The sequence below is a fragment of the Pseudomonas sp. NPDC089406 genome (assembly GCF_044900265.1).
Classification (GTDB): domain Bacteria; phylum Pseudomonadota; class Gammaproteobacteria; order Pseudomonadales; family Pseudomonadaceae; genus Aquipseudomonas; species Aquipseudomonas fakonensis.
The window spans coordinates 68,069-79,853 of record NZ_JBJDNC010000033.1; the positions used below are offsets into that span (position 1 = coordinate 68,069).

Consider the following 11,785-nt stretch of genomic DNA (forward strand, 5'->3'; position numbering starts at 1 on the left):
CGTCAATCGTCTAATCGTTAAAAGGTCACGCGGGTCGGGCTGGCATCGCTGGCCTGGCCGGCTTGCAACTGCTGCACGATGGCCTCCTGCAGGCGGCTGCACAGCTGCGGGTCGGACAAAGGCTGGTTGTCGGCGTCGGTGATGAAGAACACGTCTTCCACCCGCTCGCCCAAAGTGGCGATCTTGGCGTTCTGCAGCGACAGGTCGAACTCCAGGAAAATCCGCCCGATACGCGCTAGCAGGCCGGGGCGGTCGGGGGCGGTGATCTCGAGGATGGTCACCGGGCGCTGGGCGTCGTTGAGGATGGTCACCTGCGGGGCGAAGTTGAAGTGCTTGAGCTGGCGCGGTACCCGGCGCTGGATGATGGTCGGGTAGTCCTCGGGGTTGCGTAGCGCTTCGGTGAGGCCGTCGCGGATCTGCTTGACCCGCTGCGGGTTGTCGCCGATCGAGCCGCCGTCGTTGTCCAGCACTATGTAGGTGTCGAGGGTGAACTGGCTGCTCGAGGTGATGATGCGGGCGTCGTGGATGTTCAGGTTGAGCTGCGACATCGCCGCCACGGTCACGGCAAAGAAGTCGTGCTGGTCGGGGGCGTAGATGAAGATCTGCGTGCCGCCCTCGAATTCGCGCTGGGTGGTTTCCTTGATCAGCACCAGCGGCCCGCCGTCGGCCGGTTGCTGCAGAATGGCGTCGGTGTGCCAGGCCACATCGGCGGCGTTGTGCTTGAGGAAGTAGTCATCGCCCAGTTGCGACCACAGTTGCTCGACATCGTCCGGGTCGGTGCCTTCGCGCACCAGGATGTCCAGCGCGGCGCTTTGCGTCTGGCGGATCTGCTCTTCGCGGTCCAGGGGGTTCTCAAGGCCGCGACGCAGGGCGCGCTTGGTCTCGGTGTACAGCTGGCGCAGCAGGCTGGCGCGCCAGGAGTTCCACAGGCTGGGGTTGGTGGCGTTGATGTCGGCCACGGTCAGCACGTAGAGGTAGTCCAGGCGCGTCTCGTCGCCCACGTGCAGGGCGAAATCGTTGATCACCTGCGGGTCGGAGAGGTCCTTGCGCTGGGCGGTGGTGGACATCACCAGGTGGTTCTGCACCAGCCAGACGATCAGCCGGCTGTCCCAGGCCGGCAACTGGTGGCGCTCGCAGAACGCCTGGGCGTCCACGGCGCCGAGTTCGCTGTGGTCGCCCTGGCGGCCCTTGCCGATGTCGTGGTACAGCCCGGCCAGGTAGATCAGCTCGGGCTTGGGCAGGCGGCCCATGAGCTTGCTGGCCAGCGGGAATTTCTCCGACACCGGGGTGTACTGCAGCTTGCGCAGGTGCTTGATCAGGTTGAGGGTGTGGGCATCGACCGTATAGATGTGGAACAGGTCGTGCTGCATCTGCCCGACGATCAGGCCGAACTCCGGCAGGTAGCGGCCGAGGATGCCGTAGCGGTTCATCCGTCGCAGGTTGCGGTGGATGCCGATCTCGCACTTGAACAGCTCGATGAACAGGCTGGTGTTACGGATGTCGCTGCGGAACTTGTCGTCGATCAAGTGGCGGTGTTCGCGCAGCAGGCGCACGGTGTCGGCACGCACGCCCTTGATTTCGGGGTGCTGGGCCATCAGCACGAAGATCTCCAGCATGGCGAACGGGGTGCGGCGGAATACGTTCTGGCTTACGGCTTCTATATAGCCGTCGTGCAGGCGAAAGCGCGCGTTCAAGGGCTGCGTGGTGCCGCTGTCGTCATCGGCGAGGATGACTTCCTCGAAGTGCTGGATGATCAGGTCGCACAGCTGGCTGATGCTCATCACCACCCGGTAGTACTGCTGCATGAACTGTTCGATGGCGCGCTTGGGGTTGTCGTCGCTGTAGCCCAGCAGCGCGGCGATGCTGCGCTGGTGGTCGAACAGCAGGCGGTCCTCGGCGCGCCCGGCGAGCATGTGCAGGGCGTAGCGCATTTTCCACAAAAACGCCTGGGAGGAGGCCAGCAGCTCGTTTTCGCTTTCCAGCAAAAAGCCTTCGCCGGCCAGGGCGTGCAGGTTCAACGTACCGTATTGGCGGCGGGCCACCCAAAGCACCGTCTGGATGTCGCGCAGCCCGCCCGGCGAGCCCTTGACGTTGGGTTCGAGGTTGTACTCGGTGTCGTTGTACTTGTGGTGGCGGGCCTTGAGCTCGGCGCGCTTGGCCAGGAAGAACTCGCGGCTGGGCCACATGTGCGCGGTGCTGGTGACCTCGAGCATGCGCTGGCGCAGGGGCTCGGGGCCGGCGACGGTGCGGCTTTCCATCAGGTTGGTGATGATGGTCAGGTCGGCCCGGGCCTGCTCGGCGCATTCGTCGACCGTGCGCACGCTCTGGCCCACTTCCAGGCCGATGTCCCACAGCAGGGTGAGAAAGCGCTCGATGGCCTCGCGGTACTGCTCGTGTTCGGCGGCGCCCAGCAAGATCAGCAGGTCGATGTCCGACCAGGGGTGCAGTTCGCCACGCCCGTAGCCACCCACCGCCACCAGGGCGATGCCGTCCGGGTCGCCCCAGTCGAACTGGTTCCAGGCCTGTTGCAGGATGTTGTCGACGAACCAGGCGCGGTCCTCGATCAGCCGGCGGATCTCGCGGCCTTCGCGAAAGCGCTTGTCGAGCACCTCGCCGGCCAGGCGGATGGCCTTCTTGAAGGCGGCGATGGGGCTAGCCTTGAGGGCCAGTTCCGCCTGGAACTGGCCGCGGTCGAACAGCTCGGGATCCACCTGGGGCATCGAGTCGCGTTCCTGTCTGTATGAGGGTCAGGCCGAGGTGCGCGGGATGGTGTCGTCCTTGCGCAGGGTGAAGATCTCGTAGCCGGTGGCGGTCACCACCAAAGTGTGTTCCCACTGCGCCGAGAGCTTGCGGTCCTTGGTGATGGCGGTCCAGCCGTCGCCCAGCACCTTGGTGTCGGCCTTGCCCTGGTTGATCATCGGCTCGATGGTGAAGGTCATGCCCTCTTTGAGCTCCATGCCGGTGCCGGCGCGGCCGTAGTGCAGGATCTGCGGCTCTTCATGGAACACCTTGCCGATGCCGTGGCCGCAGAACTCGCGCACCACCGAAAAACCGTTCTTCTCGGCGTGCTTCTGGATCACTTCGCCGATATCGCCCAAGCGGCAGCCCGGCTTGACCAGCTCGATGGCCTTGTACATGCACTCTTGTGTGACTTTCGACAGGCGCTCGGCCCAGACCGGCACGCTGCCGACGTGGAACATGCGGCTGGTGTCGCCGTGGTAGCCGTTCTTGATCACGGTGACGTCGATGTTCAGCGTGTCACCGTCCTTGAGCGGCTTGTCGTTGGGGATGCCGTGGCAGACCACATGGTTGATCGAGGTGCAGATCGACTTCGGGTAACCCTTGTAGTTGAGGGGCGCCGGGATCGCCTGCTGGACGTTGACGATGTAGTCGTGGCACAGGCGGTCGAGCTCTTCGGTGGTGACACCGGGCTTGACGTGCTCTTCGATCATTTCCAGTACTTCGGCGGCCAGGCGGCCGGCGATGCGCATCTGCTCGATGTCTTCTGCAGTCTTGATGGTGACGGTCATTACAGGCTCTCTACGGCGCCGCGTACGGCGCGAACGAACGGGAAAGGCCGGATTCTACCAGAGCATGGCGCCGATCTGGCGGGATAAACCTGCGGATCCGGTGGTCTATTGAGGGCATTCTGGGCGCAAAACCCGGGTGCTGCAAAAGCCGCTGACGGACGCAGCACGATCCGGGTTCCGTTCGCCGCCGGTCTGTGGTATAAAATGCGCCGCTTTCGGGGGAGGTCCCCGGAAAGCCTAAACCCACACACGTGTCGACACGATGGCCTGGGTGCCCCGCTTGTTCGCAGGCGCGGGTTGGTCATTGGGATACGTGGAGGCCCAACCCGACTTATCAAGGAACTATCATGTCCCAAGTCAACATGCGCGATATGCTGAAGGCCGGTGTGCACTTCGGCCACCAGACCCGTTACTGGAACCCGAAAATGGGCAAGTACATTTTCGGCGCGCGTAACAAGATCCACATCATCAACCTGGAAAAAACCCTGCCGATGTTCAACGACGCTCTGTCGTTCGTAGAGCGCCTGGCCCAGGGCAAGAACAAGATCATGTTCGTCGGCACCAAGCGTTCCGCCGGCAAGATCGTCGCCGAGCAAGCTGCTCGTTGCGGTTCGCCATACGTTGACCACCGCTGGTTGGGCGGCATGCTGACCAACTACAAGACCATCCGCGCTTCGATCAAGCGTCTGCGCGACCTGGAAACCCAGGCCGAAGACGGCACCTTTGCCAAGCTGACCAAGAAAGAAGCCCTGATGCGCTCGCGCGACCTGGAAAAACTGGATCGCAGCCTGGGCGGCATCAAGGACATGGGTGGCCTGCCTGACGCTCTGTTCGTCATCGACGTTGATCACGAGCGCATCGCGATCACCGAAGCCAACAAGCTGGGCATCCCGGTTATCGGCGTTGTCGATACCAACAGCAGCCCGGAAGGCGTTGACTACGTCATCCCAGGCAACGACGACGCCATCCGCGCCATCGAGCTGTACATGACTTCGATGGCTGACGCCGTCATTCGCGGCCGCAACAACGTTGCTGGCGGCACCGAAGTCTACGCTGAAGAAGCGGCTGCACCTGCTGCCGAGTAATAGACGCTAGCGTCTGCTTGGCACGCAAAAAGGGGGCTTTGCCCCCTTTTTGCCACCTTGAAATCCTGCTGTCAGCAATGGCCCCGCATCATGGGCCGGCTGAGCTAAAAAGCAGCGGATTTGCAGAATTTAACGCCCGTGAGCAACGGGTGGAATGGTTGAAAAACTTTCCAAGAGGATTTTGAAATGGCAGCAATTACTGCAGCGCTGGTCAAAGAACTGCGCGAGCGTACCGGCGAAGGCATGATGGATTGCAAGAAGGCCCTGGAAAAGGCCGGCGGCGACATCGAAAAAGCCATTGACGACATGCGTGCCTCGGGCGCCATCAAGGCCGCCAAAAAGGCTGGCAACGTTGCCGCTGAAGGCGCCATCGCTGTCAAGACCGACGGCAAAGCCGCCGTTCTGCTGGAAGTGAACTCGCAGACCGACTTCCTGGCCCTGCAAGACGACTTCAAGAACTTCGTCGCCGACAGCCTGGAAGAAGCCTTCGCCCAGAAGCTGACCGACGCCGCTCCGCTGATCGCCTCGCGCGAAGCCGCTCGTGAAGCCCTGGTTGCCAAGTGCGGCGAAAACGTCAACATCCGTCGCCTGGTGCGCGTTGAGGGTGACGTTGTCGGCGCCTACCTGCACGGCAACAAGATCGGTGCTGTGGTTGTTCTGAAAGGCGGCGACATCGAGCTGGCCAAGAACATCGCCATGCACGTTGCAGCTTCGAACCCTGAGTTCCTGGATGCGTCGGAAATCTCCGCCGAGGCCATCGAGCGCGAGAAGAACGTCTTCCTGCAGCTGAACGCCGACAAGATCGCCGGCAAGCCGGAAAACATCGTTGAGAACATGATCAACGGTCGCATCACCAAGTTCAAAGCCGAAGCCTCGCTGAAAGAGCAAGCCTTCGTCATGAACCCGGAAGTCAAAGTTGGCGAACTGGCCAAGAAAGCCGGTGCTGAAATCGTTTCCTTCACCTACTTCAAGGTTGGCGAAGGCATCGAGAAGCCGGTTGACGACTTCGCTGCCGAAGTTGCTGCCCAGGTAGCTGCTGCCAAGCAGTAAGACGGACTCGTCTGTCGCCCCAAAGAGGCTGCCCGCTCACGCGCGCAGCCTCTTTGTCAAAGCGGAAGCGGTTTACCAAACCGCTGTTCGCTGACGCAGAAGCTGCGTCAAGCTAGAGTGACTCGCGGGCAGAACGTGCCCGCCAGAATTTTACAAACGCCGCAGGAGAGATTCGCAATGGCTCAGCAGGGCAGTGGTCATCAGGCTCGCTATAAACGCATTCTACTCAAACTTAGCGGCGAGGCCCTGATGGGCTCGGAAGAGTTCGGGATCGACCCCAAGGTCCTGGATCGCATGGCCCTGGAAGTCGGCCAGCTGGTCGGCATCGGTGTCCAGGTAGGCCTGGTGATCGGTGGCGGCAACCTGTTCCGTGGTGCGGCGCTCAGTGCAGCCGGCATGGACCGGGTCACCGGTGACCACATGGGCATGCTGGCCACCGTGATGAACGGCCTGGCCATGCGTGATGCGCTGGAGCGGGCGAACATCACCGCCATCGTCATGTCGGCCATCTCCATGGTGGGTGTGACCGACCACTATGACCGCCGCAAGGCCATGCGCCACCTCAATTCGAAAGAAGTGGTGATCTTCGCTGCCGGTACCGGCAACCCGTTCTTCACCACCGACTCCGCCGCTTGCCTGCGCGCCATCGAAATCGATGCCGACGTGGTATTGAAGGCAACCAAGGTCGATGGTGTATACACTGCAGATCCATTCAAGGACCCGCATGCCGAGAAGTTCGATCATCTGTCCTACGATGAAGTGCTGGATCGCAAGCTGGGTGTAATGGACCTGACGGCAATCTGCCTGTGCCGCGATCACAAGATGCCGCTGCGCGTCTTCAACATGAACAAACCCGGCGCCCTGCTGAACATCGTGCACGGCGGCGCGGAAGGAACCCTGATCGAGGAAGTTCAAAAATGATCAACGAAATCAAGAAAGACGCCCAGGATCGCATGGGCAAGTCCCTCGAGGCGCTGGCCCGCAACCTGGCGGCAATCCGCACCGGTCGTGCCCACCCTAGCATCCTCGACAGCGTCAAGGTCCCGGCCTGGGGTAGCGACATGCCGCTCAACCAAGTGGCCGCGATCAGCGTCGAAGACGCCCGCACCCTGAAGATCGTCGCCCACGACAAGAACCTCAGCGCTGCCATCGAAAAGGCCATTCTGACCTCCGACCTGGGCCTGAATCCGTCCAGCGCCGGCACCACCATTCGCGTGCCGATGCCGGCCCTGACCGAGGAAACCCGCAAGGGTTACACCAAGCAGGCCAGCGGCGTTGCCGAAGACGCCAAGGTGGCTGTGCGCAACGTGCGCCGCGACGCCCTGGCCGACCTGAAAAAGCTCACCAAGGACAAGGAAATCAGCGAAGACGAAGAGCGTCGCGCTGCTGACGAAATCCAGAAGCTGACCGACAAGTTCGTTGCCGAAGTCGACGCTGCGTTCAAAGCCAAGGAAAAGGACCTGATGGCCGTTTAAGGCCGGGGTTTCTTAATGGAAAAGACCAAGCTGGCGGCACCGGGTTCGGTGCCGCGTCACGTCGCTATCATCATGGACGGTAACAACCGCTGGGCGAAAAAGCGCCTGCTGCCCGGCGTCGCCGGGCACAAGGCTGGCGTGGATGCCGTGCGGGCAGTGATCGAGGTGTGCGCCGAGGCGAAGGTCGAGGTGCTCACGCTCTTCGCCTTCTCCAGCGAGAACTGGCAGCGCCCGGCCGAAGAGGTCGGTGCGTTGATGGAGCTGTTCTTTACCGCCCTGCGCCGCGAGGCCCGGCGGCTGAACGAGAACAACATCAGCCTGCGCATCATCGGCGACCGCTCGCGCTTCCACCCCGAGCTGCAGGCCGCCATGCGCGAAGCCGAGGCCATCACCGCCGGCAGCGGCCGCTTCATCCTGCAGATCGCCGCCAACTACGGTGGCCAGTGGGACATCGCCCAGGCTGCGCAGCGCCTGGCACGTGAAGTGCAAGCCGGGCACCTGCGCCCGGACGACATCACCCCTGAGCTACTGCAAACTTGCCTGGCCACCGGCGACCTGCCGTTGCCCGACCTGTGCATCCGCACTGGCGGCGAGCGGCGCATCAGCAACTTCCTGCTGTGGCAGCTGGCCTACGCCGAGCTGTACTTCTCCGACCTCTTCTGGCCGGACTTCAAACACGAGGCCATGCGCAATGCGCTGGCCGATTTCGCCTCGCGCCAGCGCCGCTTCGGTAAGACCAGCGAGCAGGTCGAGGCCGGAGCCCGTGCTTAATGCTTAAACAACGCATCATTACCGCGCTGATCCTGCTGCCGGTCGCGCTGTGCGGTTTCTTCCTGCTCAATGGTGGGGATTTCGCACTGTTCATCGGCCTGGTGGTCACCCTGGGTGCCTGGGAGTGGGCGCGCCTGGCCGGGCTGGTGGCCCAGCCGCTGCGTATCGCCTACGCCGCTGTCGTCGCCGGTGGCCTGATGCTGCTGTACATCCTGCCGGAGCTGGCGCCCTGGGTGCTGGGCGCGTCGGTGATCTGGTGGGCGCTGGCCACCTGGCTGGTGCTCACCTACCCGCGTAGCAACGAGCTGTGGAGCAGCGCGGCCTGCCGCCTGCTGATCGGCCTGCTGATTCTGCTGCCGGCCTGGCAGGGGTTGGTGCTGCTCAAGCACTGGCCGCTGGGCAACTGGCTGATCCTGGCGGTCATGGTGCTGGTGTGGGCCGCCGACATTGGTGCGTATTTCTCCGGGCGTGCCTTCGGCAAGCGCAAGCTGGCGCCGCAGGTCAGCCCGGGCAAGAGCTGGGAAGGCGTCTACGGCGGCCTGGCGGTCAGCCTGCTGATCACCCTGGTGGTCGGTCTGAACCGTGGCTGGGGCATCGGTGAGCTGCTGCTGGGCCTGCTGGGCGCGGTGGTGGTGGTGATGTCCTCGGTGGTCGGCGACCTGACCGAGAGCATGTTCAAGCGCCGTGAAGGCATCAAGGACAGCAGCAACCTGCTGCCCGGCCATGGTGGCGTACTCGACCGCATCGACAGCCTGACCGCGGCCATCCCGATGTTCGCGGTGCTGTTGTGGGCTGCCGAATGGGGTGTGATGTGAGTCAGCCGCAGCGCATTACCGTGCTGGGGGCGACCGGCTCCATCGGCCTGAGCACCCTCGATGTGATTGCCCGCCATCCCGAGCGTTATCAAGTGTTCGCCCTGAGCGGCTATTCGCGGGTCGACGAGCTGTTGACCCTGTGCTTGCGCCATCGCCCGGCGTTTGCCGTGGTGCCGGGTAGCGATGCGGCTGCGCGCCTGCGCGAGGGTTTGAAAGCCGCCGACTGCGCCACCGAAGTGCTGGAAGGCGAGGCCGGGTTGTGCCAGGTGTCTGCCGCACCTGAAGTGGACGCCGTCATGGCGGCCATTGTTGGTGCCGCAGGCCTGCGCCCGACCCTGGCGGCGGTAGAGGCCGGCAAGAAGGTGCTGCTGGCCAACAAGGAAGCCCTGGTGATGTCCGGGGCGCTGTTCATGGATGCGGTGCGGCGCAGCGGCGCGGTACTGCTGCCGATTGACAGCGAGCACAACGCGATCTTCCAGTGCATGCCCGGCGATTACGCCCGTGGCCTGAGCGCGGTGGGTGTACGGCGCATCCTGCTGACCGCCTCGGGTGGGCCATTCCGCGAAACACCTGCGCCAGAGCTTGTGAATGTTACCCCCGAGCAGGCCTGCGCCCACCCCAACTGGTCCATGGGCCGGAAGATCTCGGTGGACTCGGCGAGCATGATGAACAAGGGCCTGGAACTGATCGAGGCCTGCTGGCTGTTCGATGCGGCGCCCGGCCAGGTGGAGGTGGTGGTTCACCCGCAGAGCGTGATCCACTCGCTGGTCGACTATGTCGACGGTTCGGTGCTGGCCCAGTTGGGTAACCCGGACATGCGCACCCCCATCGCCAACGCCCTGGCCTGGCCCGAGCGCATCGATTCGGGGGTTGCGCCACTGGACCTGTTCAGCATCGCCCGTCTGGATTTCCAGGCCCCCGACGAACAGCGCTTCCCTTGCCTGCGCCTGGCGCGTCAGGCTGCCGAGGCGGGCAACAGTGCCCCGGCGGTGCTCAATGCAGCCAACGAAGTGGCAGTGGACGCGTTTCTGCAGGGGCGCATCCGCTTCCCCGAGATCGCGGGTATGATCGAACAGGTGCTCGAGCAGGAACCGGTGGTGCCGGTGGCCACGCTCGATGCAGTATTCGCCGCCGATCAGCGTGCCCGGGAGTTGTCCCGGGAATGGCTGCGGCGCCACGGTCGCTGACCGGCAGCCGCTGGCTGCCCTCACGTCATCCGGAGATTGCACATGTCTGCGCTTTACATGATCGTCGGCACCTTGGTGGCGCTGGGGGTACTGGTCACCTTCCACGAATTCGGCCACTTCTGGGTGGCGCGGCGCTGTGGCGTGAAGGTGCTGCGCTTCTCGGTGGGCTTCGGCACGCCGCTGGTGCGCTGGCATGACCGCCATGGCACCGAGTTCGTGGTGGCAGCGATTCCGCTGGGTGGCTACGTGAAGATGCTCGACGAGCGCGAAGGCGATGTGCCTGCGGCATTGGCCGGGCAGTCGTTCAACCGCAAGTCGGTGCGCCAGCGCATCGCCATCGTTGCCGCCGGCCCCATCGCCAACTTTTTGCTGGCCATTCTGTTCTTCTGGGTCATCGCCATGCTGGGCACACAACAGGTGCGCCCGGTCATCGGCTCGATCGAATCGGGGAGCCTGGCCGCCAGTGCCGGCCTGAGCGCGGGCCAGGAAATCGTTTCCATTGATGGCAAACCGACCAACGGCTGGTCGGCGGTCAACCTGCAACTGGTGCGCCGCCTCGGCGAGAGCGGCACTCTGCGCGTGGGCGTGGTGGAGGAGGGCGCCAGCAGCGCCCGCCAATTCGATATCCAGCTCAACCACTGGCTCAAGGGCGCCGATGAGCCCGACCCGATCCAGTCCCTTGGCCTGCGCCCATGGCGCCCGGCTGTGGCGCCGGTGCTGGCCGAGATCGACCCCAAGGGCCCGGCCGCTGCTGCCGGGCTCAAGAGTGGCGACAAGCTGCTGGCCATCGACGGTACTGCGCTGGCCGACTGGCAGCAGGTGGTCGACGCCGTGCGTGCCCGCCCCGAGAGCAAGGTCAGCCTGCGTATCGAGCGTGACGGTGCGCAGCAGGACGTCGCGGTTACCCTGGCGCGTAAGGGCGAAGGCCAGGCCTCCGGTGGTTACCTTGGCGCTGGCGTGAAGGCTGGCGAGTGGCCGGCCGCGATGCTTCGCGAGGTCAGCTACGGCCCGCTGGAAGCGGTGGGCGAGGGGCTCTCGCGCACCTGGAACATGAGCGTCCTCACCCTTGAGTCGCTGAAGAAAATGCTGTTCGGGGAGCTCTCGGTAAAAAACTTGAGTGGACCGATAACCATTGCTAAAGTGGCGGGCGCTTCAGCCCAGTCGGGCGTTGGGGATTTCCTGAATTTCCTGGCCTACCTGAGCATAAGCCTGGGGGTTCTGAATTTGCTGCCCATCCCGGTACTGGATGGGGGGCACTTGCTGTTCTACCTGATCGAGTGGGCGCGCGGTCGTCCGCTCTCGGATCGGGTGCAAGGTTGGGGGGTCCAGATCGGTATCAGTTTGGTCGTGGGGGTGATGTTGCTCGCCCTGATCAACGATCTGGGTCGACTATAAAAGCTTCGCTCAATCGCGAAACCTGCCGCGTTGTGTGCGGCGGGTTGTTTATTGCCAGTTGGAATAAAAGGACTTCATGAAACGTCTGCTGCTAACTGCGGTGCTCTCCGCACTGATGATCGCTGAAGTTCACGCCGAGTCCTTCACCATCTCCGATATTCGCGTCAACGGCCTGCAGCGGGTTTCCGCCGGCAGCGTGTTCGGCGCCTTGCCGCTGAACGTCGGTGACCAGGTCGACGACCGCCGCCTGGTGGACTCGACCCGTTCGCTGTTCAAGACCGGCTTCTTCCAGGACATTCAGCTGAACCGCGACGGCAATGTCCTGATCATCAACGTGGTCGAGCGCCCGTCGGTCTCCAGCATCGAGATCGAAGGCAACAAGGCGATCAGCACCGAAGACCTGATGAAGGGCCTGAAGCAATCGGGCCTGGCCGAAGGCGAGATCTTCCAGCGTGCAACGCTTGAGGGCGTGCGTAA

At 63.5% G+C, this 11,785-nt stretch carries 11 protein-coding genes; 9 read left to right on the forward strand and 2 right to left on the reverse strand.

Annotation, left to right across the window (positions count from 1 at the left end; all coding sequences use genetic code 11):
- Positions 1–17: 17 nt before the first annotated feature.
- Both ACI2KK_RS21530 and map read right to left on the reverse strand, forming a co-directional pair.
- Positions 18–2,720, reverse strand: a complete 2,703-nt coding sequence (locus tag ACI2KK_RS21530) for a [protein-PII] uridylyltransferase (protein WP_404670501.1) — start codon at positions 2,718–2,720, stop codon at positions 18–20.
- Between the two features lie 27 nt (positions 2,721–2,747).
- Entirely contained in the window at positions 2,748–3,530 is a 783-nt protein-coding gene (gene map, locus ACI2KK_RS21535; RefSeq protein ID WP_404670502.1) for a type I methionyl aminopeptidase, read from the reverse strand.
- 347 nt (positions 3,531–3,877) lie between these two features.
- Here map and rpsB point away from each other — a divergent pair, with 347 nt between their 5' ends.
- The 9 genes from rpsB to ACI2KK_RS21580 form a co-directional block, all read left to right on the forward strand.
- Complete coding sequence (rpsB, locus tag ACI2KK_RS21540; protein ID WP_217839970.1) at positions 3,878–4,615, forward strand: 30S ribosomal protein S2; 738 nt, start codon at positions 3,878–3,880, stop codon at positions 4,613–4,615.
- A gap of 186 nt (positions 4,616–4,801) precedes the next feature.
- Positions 4,802–5,665, forward strand: coding sequence for a translation elongation factor Ts (gene tsf, locus ACI2KK_RS21545; protein WP_404670503.1), 864 nt, complete (start codon positions 4,802–4,804; stop codon positions 5,663–5,665).
- 177 nt (positions 5,666–5,842) lie between these two features.
- Entirely contained in the window at positions 5,843–6,586 is a 744-nt protein-coding gene (gene pyrH / locus ACI2KK_RS21550) for a UMP kinase (protein ID WP_028690676.1), read from the forward strand.
- Positions 6,583–7,140, forward strand: coding sequence for a ribosome recycling factor (gene frr / locus ACI2KK_RS21555; RefSeq protein WP_404670504.1), 558 nt, complete (start codon positions 6,583–6,585; stop codon positions 7,138–7,140). The genes pyrH and frr overlap by 4 nt, the downstream gene beginning before the upstream one ends.
- A gap of 15 nt (positions 7,141–7,155) precedes the next feature.
- Entirely contained in the window at positions 7,156–7,911 is a 756-nt protein-coding gene (uppS, locus tag ACI2KK_RS21560; protein ID WP_404670505.1) for a polyprenyl diphosphate synthase, read from the forward strand.
- Positions 7,911–8,726, forward strand: coding sequence for a phosphatidate cytidylyltransferase (locus ACI2KK_RS21565; RefSeq protein ID WP_369987789.1), 816 nt, complete (start codon positions 7,911–7,913; stop codon positions 8,724–8,726). The genes uppS and ACI2KK_RS21565 overlap by 1 nt, the downstream gene beginning before the upstream one ends.
- On the forward strand, positions 8,723–9,913 hold the full coding sequence (ispC, locus tag ACI2KK_RS21570; protein ID WP_404670506.1) for a 1-deoxy-D-xylulose-5-phosphate reductoisomerase: 1,191 nt from the start codon (positions 8,723–8,725) through the stop codon (positions 9,911–9,913). Before ACI2KK_RS21565 ends, ispC begins: the two co-directional genes overlap by 4 nt.
- 42 nt (positions 9,914–9,955) lie before the next feature.
- On the forward strand, positions 9,956–11,308 hold the full coding sequence (rseP, locus tag ACI2KK_RS21575) for an RIP metalloprotease RseP (RefSeq protein WP_404670507.1): 1,353 nt from the start codon (positions 9,956–9,958) through the stop codon (positions 11,306–11,308).
- Between the two features lie 76 nt (positions 11,309–11,384).
- Positions 11,385–11,785 (forward strand): POTRA domain-containing protein (locus ACI2KK_RS21580; RefSeq protein WP_404670508.1); only part of this gene is annotated, 401 nt, incomplete at its 3' end.

What these genes read in the sequence shown, in the direction of transcription:
- tsf (WP_404670503.1), top strand. Translation starts at nt 4,802, where the DNA reads ATGGCAGCAATTACTGCAGCGCTGGTCAAAGAACTGCGCGAGCGTACC.
- ACI2KK_RS21565 (WP_369987789.1), top strand. Translation starts at nt 7,911, where the DNA reads ATGCTTAAACAACGCATCATTACCGCGCTGATCCTGCTGCCGGTCGCG.
- rpsB (WP_217839970.1), top strand. Translation starts at nt 3,878, where the DNA reads ATGTCCCAAGTCAACATGCGCGATATGCTGAAGGCCGGTGTGCACTTC.
- uppS (WP_404670505.1), top strand. Translation starts at nt 7,156, where the DNA reads ATGGAAAAGACCAAGCTGGCGGCACCGGGTTCGGTGCCGCGTCACGTC.
- ACI2KK_RS21530 (WP_404670501.1), bottom strand. Translation starts at nt 2,720, where the DNA reads ATGCCCCAGGTGGATCCCGAGCTGTTCGACCGCGGCCAGTTCCAGGCG.
- rseP (WP_404670507.1), top strand. Translation starts at nt 9,956, where the DNA reads ATGTCTGCGCTTTACATGATCGTCGGCACCTTGGTGGCGCTGGGGGTA.
- map (WP_404670502.1), bottom strand. Translation starts at nt 3,530, where the DNA reads ATGACCGTCACCATCAAGACTGCAGAAGACATCGAGCAGATGCGCATC.
- frr (WP_404670504.1), top strand. Translation starts at nt 6,583, where the DNA reads ATGATCAACGAAATCAAGAAAGACGCCCAGGATCGCATGGGCAAGTCC.
- pyrH (WP_028690676.1), top strand. Translation starts at nt 5,843, where the DNA reads ATGGCTCAGCAGGGCAGTGGTCATCAGGCTCGCTATAAACGCATTCTA.